This window comes from Synechococcus sp. ATX 2A4, assembly GCF_024346375.1.
Lineage (GTDB): Bacteria > Cyanobacteriota > Cyanobacteriia > PCC-6307 > Cyanobiaceae > MW101C3.
Window position 1 is genome coordinate 114,021 of record NZ_JAGQCV010000005.1, and the last position, 16,960, is coordinate 130,980.

16 protein-coding genes are annotated in these 16,960 nt (G+C 68.4%); 10 read left to right on the forward strand and 6 right to left on the reverse strand.

Going from position 1 to position 16,960, the window contains the following annotated elements; all coding sequences use genetic code 11:
- Positions 1-47: 47 nt before the first annotated feature.
- The 4 genes from pilM (at position 48) to KBY97_RS06270 (ending at position 4,816) form a co-directional block, all read left to right on the forward strand.
- Positions 48-962 (forward strand): type IV pilus biogenesis protein PilM, encoded by a 915-nt coding sequence (pilM, locus tag KBY97_RS06255; protein WP_255145835.1) that lies wholly within the window; start codon positions 48-50, stop codon positions 960-962.
- Entirely contained in the window at positions 959-1,669 is a 711-nt protein-coding gene (locus KBY97_RS06260; RefSeq protein ID WP_255145836.1) for a PilN domain-containing protein, read from the forward strand. The genes pilM and KBY97_RS06260 overlap by 4 nt, the downstream gene beginning before the upstream one ends.
- Positions 1,666-2,394 (forward strand): hypothetical protein, encoded by a 729-nt coding sequence (locus KBY97_RS06265; RefSeq protein ID WP_255145837.1) that lies wholly within the window; start codon positions 1,666-1,668, stop codon positions 2,392-2,394. Before KBY97_RS06260 ends, KBY97_RS06265 begins: the two co-directional genes overlap by 4 nt.
- A gap of 490 nt (positions 2,395-2,884) precedes the next feature.
- Positions 2,885-4,816 (forward strand): type II secretion system protein GspD, encoded by a 1,932-nt coding sequence (locus tag KBY97_RS06270; protein WP_255145838.1) that lies wholly within the window; start codon positions 2,885-2,887, stop codon positions 4,814-4,816.
- 25 nt (positions 4,817-4,841) lie between these two features.
- Here KBY97_RS06270 and KBY97_RS06275 read toward each other — a convergent pair whose 3' ends face one another.
- The 4 genes from KBY97_RS06275 to KBY97_RS06290 form a co-directional block, all read right to left on the reverse strand.
- The gene (locus KBY97_RS06275; protein WP_255145839.1) at positions 4,842-5,654 is read right to left on the reverse strand and encodes a pentapeptide repeat-containing protein; all 813 of its coding nucleotides are present in this window, start codon (positions 5,652-5,654) and stop codon (positions 4,842-4,844) included.
- A gap of 85 nt (positions 5,655-5,739) precedes the next feature.
- Positions 5,740-7,560 (reverse strand): DUF3488 and transglutaminase-like domain-containing protein, encoded by a 1,821-nt coding sequence (locus KBY97_RS06280; protein WP_255145840.1) that lies wholly within the window; start codon positions 7,558-7,560, stop codon positions 5,740-5,742.
- The gene (locus KBY97_RS06285; protein WP_255145841.1) at positions 7,557-8,513 is read right to left on the reverse strand and encodes a hypothetical protein; all 957 of its coding nucleotides are present in this window, start codon (positions 8,511-8,513) and stop codon (positions 7,557-7,559) included. The genes KBY97_RS06280 and KBY97_RS06285 overlap by 4 nt, the downstream gene beginning before the upstream one ends.
- A gap of 10 nt (positions 8,514-8,523) precedes the next feature.
- Positions 8,524-9,462: a MoxR family ATPase gene (locus tag KBY97_RS06290; protein WP_255145842.1), complete on the reverse strand. Its 939-nt coding sequence runs from the start codon at positions 9,460-9,462 to the stop codon at positions 8,524-8,526.
- A 52-nt stretch (positions 9,463-9,514) separates the two neighbouring features.
- Here KBY97_RS06290 and KBY97_RS06295 point away from each other — a divergent pair, with 52 nt between their 5' ends.
- Entirely contained in the window at positions 9,515-10,660 is a 1,146-nt protein-coding gene (locus tag KBY97_RS06295; RefSeq protein WP_399217387.1) for a pyridoxal phosphate-dependent aminotransferase, read from the forward strand.
- Here KBY97_RS06295 and KBY97_RS06300 read toward each other — a convergent pair.
- Complete coding sequence (locus tag KBY97_RS06300) at positions 10,629-11,726, reverse strand: glycosyltransferase (protein ID WP_255145843.1); 1,098 nt, start codon at positions 11,724-11,726, stop codon at positions 10,629-10,631. The genes KBY97_RS06295 and KBY97_RS06300 overlap by 32 nt on opposite strands.
- Positions 11,727-11,846: 120 nt before the next feature.
- Here KBY97_RS06300 and KBY97_RS06305 point away from each other — a divergent pair, with 120 nt between their 5' ends.
- Together KBY97_RS06305 and KBY97_RS06310 are read left to right on the forward strand one after the other, a co-directional pair.
- Positions 11,847-12,620 carry a hypothetical protein gene (locus tag KBY97_RS06305; protein ID WP_255145844.1) on the forward strand — a complete coding sequence of 258 codons (774 nt, stop codon included), beginning with the start codon at positions 11,847-11,849 and terminating at the stop codon, positions 12,618-12,620.
- A gap of 103 nt (positions 12,621-12,723) precedes the next feature.
- Positions 12,724-13,191, forward strand: coding sequence for a hypothetical protein (locus KBY97_RS06310; protein WP_255145845.1), 468 nt, complete (start codon positions 12,724-12,726; stop codon positions 13,189-13,191).
- A 28-nt stretch (positions 13,192-13,219) separates the two neighbouring features.
- On the opposite strand, the gene KBY97_RS06315 is transcribed toward KBY97_RS06310, so the two are convergent.
- Positions 13,220-14,425, reverse strand: coding sequence for a phosphoglycerate kinase (locus KBY97_RS06315; RefSeq protein ID WP_255145846.1), 1,206 nt, complete (start codon positions 14,423-14,425; stop codon positions 13,220-13,222).
- Between the two features lie 142 nt (positions 14,426-14,567).
- Between KBY97_RS06315 and KBY97_RS06320 the strand changes: the two genes are divergently transcribed.
- The 3 genes from KBY97_RS06320 to KBY97_RS06330 are packed head-to-tail and all read left to right on the forward strand — an operon-like array spanning position 14,568 to position 16,947.
- Positions 14,568-14,948, forward strand: coding sequence for a universal stress protein (locus KBY97_RS06320; protein WP_255145847.1), 381 nt, complete (start codon positions 14,568-14,570; stop codon positions 14,946-14,948).
- Complete coding sequence (gene ylqF, locus KBY97_RS06325; RefSeq protein ID WP_255145951.1) at positions 14,945-15,985, forward strand: ribosome biogenesis GTPase YlqF; 1,041 nt, start codon at positions 14,945-14,947, stop codon at positions 15,983-15,985. The genes KBY97_RS06320 and ylqF overlap by 4 nt, the downstream gene beginning before the upstream one ends.
- Positions 15,982-16,947, forward strand: coding sequence for an RluA family pseudouridine synthase (locus KBY97_RS06330; RefSeq protein WP_255145848.1), 966 nt, complete (start codon positions 15,982-15,984; stop codon positions 16,945-16,947). The genes ylqF and KBY97_RS06330 overlap by 4 nt, the downstream gene beginning before the upstream one ends.
- Positions 16,948-16,960: the final 13 nt, after the last annotated feature.

Here is a 16,960-nt window from a genome sequence, read left to right on the forward strand (position 1 = left end):
AACGGCTGCGGCCCCTGACAGCCCGTTTGTTCCCCCCCCGTCTCCTGTTGGTGCTGGAGGATGAGCAAGTCACATTGATGGCGTTGAAGGGAACCACCCAGCCCCCCACGGGCTCCCTGCTGCGCACCGTGCCCTTGCCGCGCGGCACCTGCAGCGGCGGCCAACCCCAACAGAAAGTGGCCCTGGGCGACCTGATCGGCGACCTTGTGGTGGAGCTCAACTTGATGGGGGCGGAGCTGGTGGTGGCGTTGCCCGCCGCCGCCTGCACCCTGCGAGTGGTGGAGTGGCCCTTTGACGACTGGCCCGAGCAACCCGACCTGGCGCTGCGGGAACTGAATCCGGATCTGGGGCTCCCTTATCCGATCAGCGAGGCCTACACCACCTTGGTGCCGCTCCCCTCCAGGGATCCATCCCGGCCGCCCACATCACTGGTGGCGATCGCGCCGCGCACCTTGATCCAGGCCTGGGTGGAGGTGTTCAGCATCGCGGCGCTTGATCTCGTCTGCCTGGAGCCCGCCCAGGTGGTCACCCTGCGGGCGATGGATCAATTGATTGCTGCTTCTCCTCCTGGCGAGTTGGTGGTGTTGCTGGAGCTCCATGGCGACAGCGCCCATCTGTTGCTGGTCCGCGATGGCATCCCTGAATTCAGCCGGCGCATCACGGCCGGCGCCACCTCAATCGAAAGGGAGCTGCGCACGTGCCTGGCGTTCTGGCAGCGCCGCGACCCGAGCATGATGTCTGTGCGGGTGTTGGTTTTCGGCCCTGCCAAGGCTTGCAATCAGGTTTCCGATACGCTCTCCGCGACGCCGTCCTGGAGTGTGGAGATCGTCGACCCTTCGCAGCAAAGCTGGCTGAACCTGGTCGGCATCGAGAGTGACCCCGACCCCTACGCCACGGATACGGCGGGCGGAACGGCGCTGGTACGCATGGCTGGCCTGGCGGCCGGAGACCTGTCGCGATGAGCGCCTCCCTTCCCCCTGTTGACCTGCTGCGCGAGCGCCGGGTTGAACTCGGCTTGCCAGCGGATCCGTCGCCGCCGCTTGACACACGCCGCCTGCTGCTGATCGGCGCCGCCGTGGGTGGTGGCCTGGTGGTGGCCATGGTGGCTGTTTCGCTGTTGATGCGGCTTCAACAGCAGATGCTCTCCCGGGAACTGGAGCGTCTGGCACCGGTGCGGGGGCAGGTGGCCAGGCTGGAGCAGGAATTGGCCGCTGAAAAAACCGCCAATGACACAACCCGTGCCAGCAATGAGGCGCTGGCCGGTGGGTTGGTGACCCTGCGCTCCGGTTCGGCGCTGATGACCGATCTGAGCCAGCGCACCCCCCGCGGCCTGCAGCTGACCCAATTCACGGTGGAGAAGGAAGGGCTGATCCTGAAAGGCCGCAGCGCTGATCCTGGGGCCTTCGAGCGCATCAACGCCCTTGTGCTTCAACTCAAGGCCTCCCCATTGCTGGATCCAGCCAAGATCACCCTGGCTCGGGCTGGACGTGACGCCCCTGCAGGGGCAGGAGCGGCCCCTGAGGAGAGCCTGGTGGCCTTCGAGATCTCGGCGGGCTTCCGCGCCTCCGCCGAATCTCTCAATCAGCGCCTGGCCCTCCTGCAGAGCCTGGGCGCTGAAGGACTCGCTCTGCGGCTGCAGACGCTTCGCCGCGAGGGGCTGCTGCCATGACGAACCTCCAGGAAGGTGTCAAACAACCATCCCCGGCCCTGCGCATTGGCTTGCTGGCGGGTCTGCCGATTGCCGCCGGTCTTCTGTTTTCTGGCTTGGTGTTCTTCGGAGGGGTCTGGCAGCCCTGGAACACCCTGCGCCAAGACCAGATCCAGCTCGATGAACTGCGCGAGATGGAGCGCCGCCTGCCCCTGCTGCGGGTGCAGCGGCTGCGCCAGATCGAGGAAACCGACAAGATCCGCCAGCAACAGAACAACCTTCTGCAGCTGATTGCCGGCAGCGGTGATTTCGACACCTTCATGGCCCAGCTCAACCGGGAAGCCAGTGCCGCCGGCATCCTGCTGGACGTGTTTGAACCCATCGCCCCGCCCGCACCTGCTGCGCCAGCCGCTGGGGCAACCCCTCCGGCGGCCGAAGGGCAGGCGGCTGACCCCAACGCCCCGCCGCCCCCTCCCCAGGACCCTCTTGAAGCCAGTGGCCTGGTGAAATCCACCACCCTGCTCAGCGCCCGTGGCCGCTATCCCAACCTGCTCAACTTTCTGCGCCGGTTGGAGCGGCTGGGTCTGTTGGTGGTTCAGAGCGATTTGAGCGTGGCCCTTCGAGAGGCAACCGGCCCTGCCGCCACTGCCGCTCCACTGGCCGAACTCAAACTCAATCTTTCTCTTTATCGAGAGGGAGATCCAGCGCCCAAGCCACCCGATCCAGAACCACCCAATACGCCCTGATTTCCACATTCATTCCGCTCATGTGGCTCCCTTCCCGCTCTACCGATAAGATCCCCCAACGATGAAACCTGCGGAGAATTGGTCGGTGCGACGACTTGGCAATTTGGCTCTTTCGGCAGCCTTTCCAGTGCTGACCCTGCTGCCGGTTGGTGAAGCCATTGCTGCACCTGGCCAAGTGGGCCCGTTTCAGCCTGGGGCTCCTGCCGCCGGATCTAGCAGAAATGCCACCCCGCTCAGCTCGGTGGAATTGAAGATTCGCCGCCTGCCGGATGCGGTGGAGTTCGTGATTGAAGGCACCGGCGCCGCTCCGCAATTGCAGCAGTTCACCAACAACCGCGGCTGGGAAGGACAGATCGTCCTCACGGGCCCCGGCGCCCTGCGCCGTGGCCCCCAACGCGTCAGCCTGCCTGATCTGGGCTTCCAGTCGGTGAGCCTTGAAGGGGAAGGCACCCGTTTCTTCCTGCAGGTGTCTCCCAGCCGAGGCGGTTCCGTGCCACGGCCGGTGGTGAGCGCCGATGGGCGCAATCTGATCCTGACCTTCCCCGCGCCGCCCCAGACTTCCACCCAGACCGGCAGGCTCGACCTCAACACGCCGGGTCGGGTCGACCAGCCGCGGTTCGCGCCACCGCTCCAACCCAGGGCGGTGGCACCGCCGGTGGGTGACATGGCCGTGGGCAGCATGCTGCTGCGCAACCGCAGCTTCGTGAATCTGCGGGGGCCCAGTGTGACCATGACCCTCCGCAACGCCCCGGCCAAGGATGCGCTGATGGCCGTGGCCCAGATGGGTGGTTATGGCTTTGTCTACGTCGATGACACGCCACAGACGGCTGCGGCCCCAGCCACTCCGCAAGCGACCATCGACAGCAGGCGCGTATCGATTGCCTTTCGCAATGAACCCTATTCCAGGGCTGTGAATGCGATCCTTTTGGCCTCTGGCCTCCAGGGCAAACTTGAGGGAAATCTGATTGTTGCCGGCCCCAGCGCGCTGAGCAAAACCTTCGGTTCCCAGCTTTCCAAGGTTTATCGGCTTAACCAAGCCTCAGCCAACTCTGCTGCCGATTATCTGGCGAGCCTCGGGGCCACGATCAACAAGACCTTCACCACCACAGCCACCTCCAGTGAGGTGGCCTCCACGGGCACACCAGCCAACAACACAGCCGCTTCCACCGCCACCACGGCCACCACCACCCAGATCAATTCCTTCGGCGCCAGCCAGGGGCCTTTGGTGGGCTTGATCGGCACCACAGACACCCGTCTTGGCACCATTACATTGGTGGGGGAAAGTGGCTTGGTGGCGATTGCCGAGGCTTATCTCAAGCAGCTAGATCTTCGCCAGCGGCAGGTGGCCCTCGCTGTACGCATCCTTGACATCAACCTGGAAAATAGCCAGGATATTGCCAACAGCTTTGCCTTCCGTTGGGGCAACAATTTCATCGTTAATGACAGTGGGCAGCTGTTGGGGGCGTTCGGGTCTCGGCTGCCACCCAATGCCGGAGATTTTCGCCGGGGTGTTCCGAGTGACCTGACAGTTGAACTCACACCCGCCCAAGGAACGACTCCTGGCACAGTTACAACATCGGGTACAAATTTGCCAGGCCTTGTCGCCACCGGATCGGCCGCATTGGATGGTGCCCGATCGATTGGATCTTCCTTGACGGATGGTTTCCGTCAAAACCCGGGACAGAACTTTCCACGCGACAACTTCTTCGACTTTGTTCAAGCGCAGATTGTTTCGCGAAACACCAAGTTGATCGCCAGCCCCACCCTGATCCTGCAGGAAAATCCCTCCCGCCTCCGCGATGGTGGCGCAGATGGTGGTGGTGGGTCTGGGGGCAGCTCCAACCAAGGGCTTGATGCTTATACGATTGACTCTCCAATCGCCCGTAGCCGTGCCAACGAAGCAGCGGTTCGGGTGGGCACCAACGTGATCACCAACGTTGAGGTGACGCAGCAGGAAAACGGAGGCACCCAGTGCTCGCTGGAGCTTTCTACTGCTGGCCTTGTGCTGGGCGCACGCATAGAGAAGATTGACGATAACGGTTTCGTGACCTTCTCGCTTTCGCCCAGTATTTCTGCTGTGACCGGCTCGGTGCCGGGGCCTCCCACTTGTACCAGCCAGATCAGCATCCTCAGCGTGCGTCGCTTGGACACCGGTGCACTGCGGGTACGCGACGGCCAGACCCTGATCCTCACCGGCGTGATTTCCGATGTGGACGTTGCCGAGGTGACCAAATGGCCCATCCTCGGCGACATTCCCTTGATCGGTCAGTTCTTCCGGGGCTCCTTCAACCGCCGCGAAAAGCGCGAGTTGGTGATCATGGTCACCCCGCGAATCATCTCCGACAACGATGGCGGTACCTTCGGCTATGGCTTCCAACCTTCCACCCCGGAATCCCGTCAGTTCATGAGCAACCCGCAGTGAACTTGACTTGGGGTTAGGGCTCAGATCAGAACGCCAGGGGAATGAAAGCTTTGGCGGCCAACGGCAGCAGGAACTGCACTACACCCATGGCCCCTCCCACAACCTGGCTGCCGATGGCGTTGCCGCTGCCACTCCCGGCTTTTGGCCCTTTCGTCAAATCGGCGGAGGCCTTCTGCAACTGCTCAGATGTGGCCTGATCGCCATCGGCGGCATACAGCTGGGCCGCATAGGTGAAATCGGCGGCGGCCTGTTCGCTCTTGGCCTGCTCCCCCCGCACGATGCCGCGCGCCACCCAGCTGATCGCCGCCTCCTGATCGCGCTGGATCGCCGCATCAAAGAAGCGCTCCGCCTCGGGCAGACGTCCCGCCTTGGCGGCCGCCACGCCTGCGTTGTGCAACTCGGCGTAGCTCTGCAACGCCGGATCAAGGCCTCGCGCCCCTTGCCAGTGGGTGGTGGCCAGGCTGCCGTTGTCGACCTGGGCACCGCTGAGATCGGCATCACGCAGATCGGTGCCTTGAAGAATCGCCCCCCGCAGGTCGGCGCCCCGGAGCGAGGCCCCCTTCAGGCTGGTGAAGCTGAGATCTGCGCCGCCCAGCCGGGCCCCATCCAGGCGGGCGCCACTCAGGTTGGCGCGTTGCAGCGCGGCGTTGCGCAGGTCTGCGTCGCGCAGATCCGCGCGCACCAGATCAGCGTCCTGGAGCTTGCAGCGCTGGCAGGAGCGAGTGTCCAGCAGGCGCACCAGCGTTTCAAAGGACGCCGCGCTGGCAGGCATGGCGAGCCCGCAGGCCGTGAGCGGACCCAGCAGCAACGCAGCCAGCCGTGGACGTGTGCCGCTCATGGTGTGATGGCTAGGAGCATGGGGGTGTTCTATCGAGGCGCATGCCTGCTTGGCTTGGGACGGGGCCGGCGCGCCTCCCGGATGCTCATCCCTGCGGGCTTGGAGCCGCAGCGGGCGAGCGCGTGAGCTGGTGCCGCAACCTCCGCAGCCGTTGGCTGGAGGCCTGGCGCTGGTCCTGCGGTTGTGGTGGTTCGAACCGCTGCCGTAGGTAGGTGCGGGCCAGCTCATCGAGCACGGCATCGAGATCAGGGCGCTGCTGCCCGGCGCGGTGGCAGAAGCTGCCGAGGTCTTCGCCGGGGAGGGGTTCCAACCCCAGCCCTTGCAAGCGCTGGAGGCAGCGATCCAGCTCGCGGCGCAGGGCGTCGGCATCGCGCCGCCGCTGGGTCCAGCGCATCAGCGGCAGCACCACGCCGAGGCAGAGGGCCAGCGCCGCCACCAGCAGCAGGCCCAGCCATTCATGCCGCGTGCCCAGCAACCGCTCGATCAGCGCCCTCTGGTCCTGGCGGCTGAAGCCCATCACCCAGCCGGTCCAGCGCAGATCGATGCCGCGCCACTGCAGCAGGGCCCAGCCAAGCGGGCTGAACTGACGGGGGGCTTGCCCGGCGGAGATCGGCTGACCGGCGCTGATCCGCACCGGCGACACCCAGGCGGTGGGATCCACCTGCACCCAGCCCTGGTCGGCCAGCCACACCTCGCTCCAGGCGTGCGCATCGCTTTGGCGCACATCCAGATAGCCGCCGCCACCCACTTGGGGCACCCAATCTCCCCCCTGATACCCCAGCACGATGCGTGCCGGCACACCGGCGGCGCGCATCAGGGCCGTGAAGCCAGAGGCGAAGTGCTCGCAGAAGCCGATGCGGGTGTCGAACAGGAAGGCATCCACCGCATCGGGGCCGGGCAGCAGCCCCGGCTGGGTGGTGTAGCGGAACGGCTGCGACAGGAACCAGCGCTGGGCTGCCGCCACCCGATCAGCAGGGGCATAGGTGGCCTTCCACTCTTGGCCGAGCGCCTGCAGGCGTGGATTGATTCCTGCCGGGAGCTCCAGGGCGGCATCCCGAGGAGGTTGACGCTTCCAGGCGGCGGGCGCGCTCAGGTTGGTGAAGCCATAGGCGCGCCGCTCGATCGGCGGCCGGTTGTTGAGCAGCACCCCATCGGGGCTGATGCGCAGCTCGGGATCCAGCGGTTGCCCCTGGCCGCTCCAGGGCAGCATCGGCAGCAGGGTGGGTTCCGCCAGCCAGAACTGCTCGCGGGTGCTGGCCATGGGTGCACCGGCAGCGGCTGGGATCAAGGCATTGAGACTGTCCTCGCCGGGCAGGCGCTCCCAGCGCTGGCCGTCAAAGCTGTGCAGGGTGAGCACCCGCCAGTAGCGGGCTTCCGGCGGTGGCGGCGCTTCGCTCGCGAAACTGATCCGGGCTGCTGGCGTGTCCACCGCCACCAGGTTGGCGATGCTGCCGGTGTCGAGCCGGTCGGAGAGGCCGGTGCGGGCGGTCTGCCCCATCGGCACCGTCCAGATCGGCCCGACCCGCGGCACCAGCAGAAACAGCACCAGCACCAGCGGCAGGGCGGCGCCCAGCAGGCGCAGGCTGCGTCCCAGCAGGGTGCGCAGCTGCAACGCGCCGCCCAGCTCCAGCGCCAGCAGGCTGCTGAGCGCCAGCAGCGTGGTGAGCAATTGGATCAGGCTGGGCCCCAGCCCGGGCAGCAGGGCCGCCATCACACCGATGATCACCAGCAGCAGCAGCGAGGAGCGCCTTAACTCGCTGCGGGAGCGCGCCTCGCGCAACTTCAGGCCGGTGAGCGCCATCAGACAGATCGCTCCCCAGCTCAGGGGCATGCCGGTGTCGATCGCCGGCAGCAGGGTGGCCAGCAGGCCAAGCGCCACCCATTGCAGCCGCCGGTGCCCACTCATGGCAGCAGGGCCAGCGCCATCAGGCACTGGTCGCGGTGGCGGCTGCCGTTGTCGGGAGCGATGGTGGTACCGCCGAGGATCAGGCCGTAGGTGTCTCCGGCGGCGCTGAGGGCGCAGATGCGGGCGCAGATGTGCTCAATCGCCTGCTCCTTCGGCAGGCCCGCTTGGAGGCTCAGCAGGCGCTCCGATGGCGGCGAGCCGACGAACACCTTGGCGTGGGCGCCCCGGCCCCGTGCCAGCGATTTCCAGAACAGCCGGCTGACCCCTTCCTCGGCCCGGTGCGGGCGCAGGTCGACCCAGTGGTCGTGCCCTGCGGAGCTGGGGGGGCCGTTCACATTCGGCCGGTTCCCCTCCGCATCGGCGCAGCGTTCGGCCACCGGCCCTTCGCGGCGGGCGGGGTAGACCAGCTGGGCTGTGGGCGGTTCCCACAGGCTCCAGCAGCGGAACAGGCCAAGAGGAGCGCTGGAGCTGATGCGCAGCCGGCCGGGCCGTTGCTGTCCCCGCTGCTGCGGTTGCCAGGGAATCGACAGCAGGGCCTGGCCCGGCTGGATCTCCTGATCGGCGCCCTGGCGGAGGCTGTCCTGCCAGGGCGACGAGCCTGCGACGAACTCGAAGCGCAGTTGATCGCGATGGCAGCGGCTGCGCACCACCACCGGATAGCTGAGCGGGGCATCGGCAAACCCTGGTGGGGGGGCGCTGCAGCTCATCTCAAGGCCCTGCAGGTTGAAGGCCGTGAGATGCATCGCCAGCAGGAACAGCCCCAGCAGCAGATACGACATCATCAGCGCGCCGTTGCTCTGGAGCTGGATGCCCACCACCTGCAGCAGGGCGACGGCCATCAGCCAGAGGACGCCGAAGCCGGTGGGCAGGATGTAGATGCTGCGGGCACCCAGGCGCAGTTGCTGCCCGATGTGGGGTCGGAACATGCCGCTGAACTTGGCCGGCTTGGGCATGGGCAGCCGTTCAGCGGAGACCATCGACGCCCGCCAGCAAACGCTGGCTCCAGCTGCCGGCCTCGCTGGCGCCGGCGCCGTTGGTGCCGACGGGCTCGCCGTCGTCCATGCGGTGCTCGCAGACGCTGGGCAGCACCGCCTGCACATCGGCGGGAATCACGAAATCGCGCCCTTCCAGCAAAGACCAGGCCCGCGCCGCCGCCAGCAGCGACTGGGCGGCACGGGGCGAGAGCGGCGAGGCCCCGAAGCTGCCCTGACGGCTCAACTCCACCAGATCGAGCACATAGGCCAGCAGGGACGGCTCGGCGTGCTGGGCCGTTGCCTGCTGCTGCAGGGCGAGCAGATCGGCGGGGGTCAGCAGGGCCGGCAGCTGCTCCGGCCGCATCGCCTGGCCGCTGAGCAGGGCCAGCTCCGCCTGCCGCTCCGGGAAGCCGAGGGTGAGCCGCATCAGGAAACGATCCAGCTGGGATTCCGGCAGCGGGGCGGTGCCGGTTTGATCCAGCCCGTTCTGGGTGGCGATCACGAAGAAAGGAATGGGCAGCTCATGGCTGGTGCCATCAACGCTGACCCGGCCGCTGGCCATCGCCTCCAGCAGCGCGCTCTGGGTGCGCGGACTGGCCCGGTTGATCTCATCGGCCAGGAGCACCTGGCTGAACAGGGGGCCGGGCTGGAAGCTGAAGCTGCCGCTGCCCGTTTCGAGCACACCGATGCCTGTGAGATCGGCGGGGAGCAGATCGCTGGTGAAATGCACCCGCTTGAATTCCAGCCCGAAACAGCGGGCGAGGGCTTCGGCGAGGGTGGTTTTGCCCATGCCGGGCAGATCTTCAATCAGCAGGTGGCCGCGGGCCAGCAGGCAGGCCACCGCCAGGCGGATCTGCTGCTCCTTGCCCAGCAGCACCTTGCTGACATGCTCGATGACCCGTTGTGGCGACACAGACTGGACCGGCACTGTCCAAAGCAAGATCAGATTAAAGGATGGTGAGTCTGAAAGCGGGGGGACGATGACCGGCATGCCGGGCGGCGCGGAGCCTGACCTTCGCCACGGCGGCAACCTGGCGGCCACCGCGCGCCGCCTCGGCTGCCAGCCCCAGCAGCTGCTCGATGCCAGCGCTTCCCTGGTGCCGTTCGGCCCCCCTGCCTCCCTGCGGCGGGCGCTGCGGCGCTGCCTGGCGGGTGGGAGCGCCGGCACGGCCCTGCGCGACTACCCCGACCGCAGCTACGGCCAGCTGCGGTCGGCGATCGGCAGCCACCACGGCATCGACCCGGCGGCGGTGCTGCCCGGCAATGGGGCTGCCGAACTGTTCACCTGGGCGGCCAGGGACGCGGCGGCGGCGGGCTCAAGCCTGCTGCCTGAGCCCGGCTTCGCCGATTACCGCCGTGCGCTGGTCTGCTGGGACGGGGCCATGGAGCCGTTGCCGCTGCCCTTGCCGGCGCCACCGGCAGCTCCAGGCCCCCCTGGCGCCCCGCCGCTCTGGGCCTGCCCGCTCCCCTTCCCCGCCCCGGCCGGTTCCGGCGCGGCGCTGTGGATCACCAATCCCCACAACCCCACGGGCCAATTGTGGGACCGTCGCTCCCTTGAGCCGCTGCTTGACCGCTTCGCGCTGGTGATCGTGGATGAGGCGTTTCTGCCGCTGGTGCCCGATGGGGAGCGCCACTCGCTGGTGCCCCTGGTGGCAGATCACCCCCAGTTGATCGTGATCCGCAGCCTCACCAAGCTGATGGCGATCGCCGGGCTGCGGCTCGGCTATGCGGTGGCGGCTCCGGCGCGGCTGCAGCGCTGGCAGGGGTGGCGGGATCCCTGGCCGGTGAACGGTCTGGCCGCTGCCGTCGGCCCGCTGGTGATCGCCGATCGGCGCTGGCAGCAACGTGTGCAGCGCTGGGTGGCGCGGGAAGGCCCCTGGTTCCACCGCCAGCTGGAGCGCCTGCCGGGGCTGAGCCCGCAGGCCGCGGCGGCCAACTTCCTGCTGCTGCGCGGCGATCGCTCTTTGCTGGAGCTGCGCGAGCGGCTGGAGATCCGCCACCGCATCCTCCTGCGTGACTGCCGTTCCTTTGCCGGGCTGGGGGAGTGCTGGCTGCGCATTGGCCTGCAGGACCGCCGCGGCAACCGCCGCATCCTCAGGGCGCTGCGTCGTGAGTGGCCGGGATGAGCGCCTCCAGCAGCAGGGCCAGTTGCCGATCGGCATCACGTACCGCCAGGCGCTCCATGCCGCCGCGCAGCTCCAGCAGCGGATCTGCGGCAGGGGCACTGCTCCGCAGCCTGGGTCCGATCAGCCGCCACAGCGTTCGGCCCAGGGCCGGATGCTCCGCCGCGTGCTGGTGCACGATCACCGCCGCTCCGCTGGCGGCGGCGGCGGCGGCGTTGGCCTCCTGGTGCTGGTCGGCGGCCTGCGGGTAGGGAACAAGCACGGCGGGCGTGCCGCAGACCGCCAGCTCACTGAGGCTGCCGGCCCCGGCCCTGCTGATCGCCAGGTCGGTGTGCTGCAGCAGCCCGGGCAGTTCATCGCTGAAGGCGCGCTCCACCAGGGCCGGATGCTGCAGGCCGCCCACCTCCGGGTCGTTGCTGCCGGTGAGATGCACCACGCGGCAGCCGGCGTTCAGCAGGGCCGGCAGCAGTGGCCGCACCATGCGGTTCAGCCCCAGCGCCCCCTGGCTGCCGCCCATCACCAGCAGCAGCGGCCCCTCCCCCGCCGGCACCCAGACCGGCAGCGGCGCGGGCTGGAGAAAGGCGCGGCGCACGGGGGTGCCGGTGAGCAGCGGTGTGCTGCCGGGCAGGCGCGCTGCCGCTGCCGGCAGGCCGATCGCCACCCGGCAGCACCAGCGGCCCAGCAGCCGCGTCACCCGTCCGGGCACGGCGTTGGATTCGTGCAGCACCACCGGAATGCCGCACCAGCGGGCGGCCAGGATGGCGGGCGCGGCGATGTAGCCGCCGGTGCTGAATACCACCTGGATCCGTTCACGGCGGATCAGGCGCCGCACCTGGCCGCTGGCGGCGATCAAGCGCAGCAACTGCCAGAGCTTGCGCGGGCCCTTGCCCTGCAGCCCACCGGCGCGCACGGTGTGCAGGGGATAACGGCGCGGCACCAGCTCCGTCTCCAGCCGATCGGGCACCCCCAGCCAGCTCACGGCCCAGGAGGCCGGCAGGGCCTCGGCCACTGCCAGGGCAGGAAACAGGTGGCCACCGGTGCCGCTGGCGGCGATCAACAAGTGGGTCATCAGCCTTCCCGGGCGCGCCTAACTTAAAAGCACCCCGACGGCCGCCAAACGCCCATGTCGCAGTGCCGCCTGTCGCGAAACCGCCTGTCGTCCATTTGCCAGCCGCTCACCGGTCTGCCGATGCGCACCCCTCTGCCGATTCCGGGTCCGTTCCGGCCACGCTTGATGCTGTCGGCACTGGTGCTCGCGGCCGCCTGCTGGGCGCCGGCGGCGCTGGCGGCCGTTCCCAGCCCCGACCTGCTCCGCAACTTGGAGACAGCTCTCAACAGCGGCTCCCCCGACAGCCTGGCCGTCCTGCTCAAGCCCGGCGGTGGCCTCGATCCTGCCGATGTCGAAGCCCGTTACCGCAGCCTGCGCACGCGCTTTCCTGATGCCCGCTGGCAGATCAGCCCAGGGGAGAACCTCAAAGACGGCCGCAGCACCGTGCGCATCAGTGTCAGCGGCAGCAGCCAGGTGGGCGCCTTTCTCTACCGCCTTCAGGCGGAGCAGCTGTTGGCCCTCAAGATCCGTGATGGGCGGCTTGATGGCCAGGAGCTGATTTCCGAGAGTGCCACCCTGCGCAGCGGCAGCACCGACCTGCCGGTCAGCGTGCTCATTCCTGATGCGGTGCTCACCGGCCAGCGGTACGACGTGGACGTGGTGTTCGACAACCCGCTGGACGGGGCGGTGGCTGCCGGCGGCATCACCGCCGTGACCGAAGAACAGATCCGCACCTACAACAGCCCCAACCTTGAACTCACCGCCCTCGGTGGCGGCGGGGTGTTCAAGGTGGTGCAGGCGCCCCAGCAGCCCGGCAGCCAGACCTGGGCCGTGCTGCTGGTGCATCCCGATGGCATCGTCAGCACCACCAAGCGGGTGCGGGTGGTGGGCGATCGGGCCGCACTCACGCCCTGAGCGCTTCCGCCAGCCACATCCGGTCACCTTCGTCGGGTGGCTGAGTGTGCGTTCAGTTGGAGATCAGGGACAGCATGGGGGGGACCAAACAGAAACTCTCCTGATGTCCACCACCCGTCTGCAACGTCTCTTGCTGCCCCCTGTCGCCGCCACCCTGGCGGTGATCGTCCATCTGGCCGCCGGCCAGGCCCTGGCTGTTCCTGGCGCCGGCCCTGGCGCCGGTGGGGGCGCCGGCCCCGGCGCCGGTCGCAAGGCCTGGCTCGAGTCGGTCGAGAAGCTCACCCCCAGCCAGAAGCAGGAGCTGTTCAGCTTCCGCCGCAGCCAGTCATTGAAAACCCACGCCGAGCAGATCTCGATCCTCCAGAACGGGGAGCGCTGCATCACCGCCGCCACCGACATGGAGGCCCTGCAGGCCTGCCGCCAGAAGGCGATGGAAAGCCGCCGCGCCCTGATGAGCAAGAACCGCGATCAGGCGCGGGCCATCAACCAGAAGCTGGGCCTTCCCATGCCCGAGCCGAAGGGTGACGGCAAAGGCGGCCGCCGCGGCTGGGGCGGCAAGCAGGCGCTCTGAGCCGGCGCCGCTGGGGGCAAGGTGGTGATCAGGCCTCGTCGAGGGCGGCCACGCCCGGCAGCACCTTGCCTTCCAGCAGCTCCAGGCTGGCGCCGCCACCGGTGGAGATGTGGCTCATGCGCTCGGCCACGCCCACCTTCTCCACAGCCGCCACCGAATCACCGCCGCCGATGATCGTGCAGCAGCCCTTGCCGCTCAGGTCGGCCAGGGTGTGGGCGATGCCGTTGGTGCCAGCGGCGAACTTGTCGAACTCGAACACGCCCATGGGGCCGTTCCAGATCACGGTCTTGCAGTCGGCCAGGGCCTCCTGGAAGGCCTTGATCGAGTCGGGGCCGATGTCCAGGCCCATCCAGCCCTCGGGGATGGCATCGATCGCGGTGGTCTGACTGTTGGCGTCCGGGGAGAAGGCATCGGCGAGCACCACATCGGTGGGCAGCAGCAGCTGCACGCCCTTGGCAGCCGCCTTGGCCTCCAGCTCCTTGGCCAGTTCCAGCTTGTCCTCTTCCACCAGGCTCTTGCCCACCGCCAGGCCGCGGGCCTTGTAGAAGGTGAAGATCATGCCGCCGCCGATCAGCACCTTGTCGCACTTGTCGATCAGGGCTTCGAGCACGCCGATTTTGCTGCTCACCTTGGAGCCGCCCACGATCGCCGCCAGCGGCCGCTGGGGCTCATCGATGGCGCCCTGGAGGTACTGCAGCTCCTTCTCCATCAGGTGGCCGGCCACGCTGGGGCTCAGGTACTTGGTGACGCCCTCGGTGGAGGCATGGGCGCGGTGGGCGGCGCCGAAGGCATCGTTCACATAAACGTCTGCCAGGGCGGCGAGCTTGGCGGCGAAGCCGGGCTCGTTCTTTTCTTCCTCGGCGAAGAAGCGCACGTTCTCCAGCAGCACCACATCGCCGTCGGCCATGGCCGCCACCTTGGCGTCGGCATCGGGGCCGATGCAGCTGTCGGTCTTGACCACGGGCTTGCCGAGCAGCTCCGCGAGGCGGGCCGCCACCGGGGTGAGGCGCATCGTTTCGTTCACCTCGCCCTTGGGACGGCCGAAGTGAGCCGCCAGGATCACACGGGCGCCCTTGGCGGTGAGGTCGTTGATCGTGGGCAGGGCGGCCCGGATGCGGGTGTCGTCGGTGATGGTGCCGTCGCCGTCGAGGGGCACGTTGAAGTCGACCCTCACCAGGACGCGCTTGCCGCTCAGTTCATCGGCGGAGAGGCTGGCCAGGGAGCGCTTCGTCATGGATTCAAGATGTAAGGAAAGATGCGCGACATTAACCCGTGGCCCTGCCCCTGTTGAACCGGGTGGTGGTCTCCGGCACAGCGGGCGCTAGGACAAGGTCAGCAACTTGCCTGCCCCTTCTGTCCCGTCGGGGCTCTGACCGATGTTCTCCACCATCTTGTTCCCCATCGATCAGAGCCGTCAGACCATGGAGACGGCGGGCTTCACGCTGCGCCTGGCCCAGCAGCACAACGGGCGGCTGGTGGTGCTCTCGGTGGTGGAACCGGAGGGGGCCATGCACGATGCGGCTGCTGTGGCCAGCCTGCTGGAGCAGGCCCGCAGCCACTTCGAGCAGGCGGGGGTGGCCTGCGAGGTGATCGAGCGGGAGGGCAATCCCGCCTTCGTGATCGGCGACGTGGCCGATGAAATCAACGCCGATGTGATCGTGATGGGCACCCGGGGCCTCACGCTCGAAGCCGATGAGCCCAGCACCGCCGCCCGGGTGATCCAGCTGGCGCCCTGTCCGGTGCTGGTGGTGCCCTGATGCAGCCCGCCATTCAGTGGTATCCAGGCCACATCGCCAAGGCGGAGCGCCAGCTCAAGGCCCAGCTCGCCAAGGTGGATCTGGTGATCGAGGTGCGCGATGCCCGCATCCCCCGCGCCACCAGTCACCCCCGCCTGAAGCGCTGGATGGAGGGCAAGCACCGTCTGCTGGTGATCAACCGCCGCGACATGGTCAGTGAAGCGGCGCGTCTGTCGTGGGACCGCTGGCTGCGCGACCAGGGCGAAGTGCCCTGGTGGTGCGACGCCAAGACCGGCACGGGCGTGAAGCAGCTGCAGGAGGCGGCGATCCGGGCGGGTGACCAGCTCAATGCCCGCCGCGCCGGCCGCGGCATGCGCCCGAGGCCGGTGCGGGCCCTGGTGCTCGGTTTCCCCAACGTGGGCAAGTCGGCGCTGATCAACCGGCTGGTGCGCCAGAAGGCGGTGGAAAGCGCGCGCCGGGCCGGGGTCACCCGCACACTGCGCTGGGTGCGGGTGGGCCAGGCGCTCGATCTGCTCGATGCCCCCGGCGTCCTGCCCCCCCGGCTGGAAGACCAGCGGGCCGCCCTGCTGCTGGCCCTCTGCGACGACATCGGCCAGGCGGCCTACGACGGAGAGGGGGTGGCGGTGGCGTTCCTGCACCTGCTCGATGCCCTGGCCTCGGTGCCGGAAACCGGGCTGCCGGAGCAGCTGTTGGAGAAGCGCTACGGCGTGGCACTGCCGCGGCGCCAGGGGCGGCGGCACGCCGATGGCGAACACGACGACGCCTCTGAAGAGGATCGCGAGCGCGATTGCGCTGGTGCTAGGGCCCTGGAGTCGTTGCCGGATGGGCTGGCCTGGCTGGAGGCCGCTGCCGCCCGCCACACCAGCGGCGACACCGCGCGCATGGCCCAGCGCCTGCTCGACGACTTCCGCCGCGCCGTGCTCGGACCGATCGCCCTGGAGCGCCCGCCCCAGAAAACCGCCGCTCCTGCCACCGCCACACCCGTTGCGGCTGCCGCTGACCCAGCTGCCGCCAGCGGCGCCGCTGTGCAGGCATGAGCGCGTTCGGGGAAGGTGAAGGGGAGTTGATCACGCTCCACTACCCCCGGCCCCTGCCGATGCGGCTGGATCGCTGGCTGGTGGCCGAGCGGCCGGAGCAGAGCCGCGCCCGCATTCAGAAGTTCATCGACGCCGGCCTGGTGCGGGTCAACGGCAGCCCCGGCCGTGCCAAGACACCGCTGCGGCCGGGAGATTGCGTGGAGCTGTGGATGCCGCCGCCGGAACCCCTCCCCTACCTGATCCCGCAGCCGATGCCGCTCGACATCCTCTACGAGGACAGCCACCTGATCGTGCTCAACAAGCCCGCCGGGCTCACAGTGCACCCGGCCCCTGGCAACAAGGACGGCACCCTGGTGAACGGCCTGCTGCACCACTGCCCCGATCTGCCTGGCATCGGCGGTGAGCGGCGGCCGGGCATCGTGCACCGCCTCGACAAGGACACCACCGGCTGCATCGTGGTGGCGAAGAGTCAGCAGGCGCTGGTGCACCTGCAACGCCAGATCCAGCAGCGCGTGGCCTCCCGCGACTACCTGGGCGTGGTGCACGGCGCGCCCCAGGCGGAGTCCGGCACGATCGAGGCCGCCATCGGCCGCCACCCGATCGACCGCAAGAAGTACGCCGTGGTGGCCGACGACAAGGGCCGGCTGGCCCGCACCCACTGGCGCCTGATCGAGCGGCTGGGCGATTACTCCCTGCTGCGCTTCAAGCTCGACACCGGCCGCACCCACCAGATCCGCGTGCACGGCGCCCACATCGGCCACCCGATCGTGGGGGATGCCACCTACAGCCGCTGCCGCCGCCTGCCGATCGAGCTGCCGGGCCAGGCCCTGCATGCGGTGGCCCTGGGCCTCGACCACCCGATCAGCGGCGAGAGGCTGAGCTTCGAGGCGCCGCTCCCACCGGCCTTCACGGCGCTGCTGGCGGTGCTACGCCGCCGCCGGCCCGCGCCGCTGCCGCCCTAGCCCAGGTCGGTGC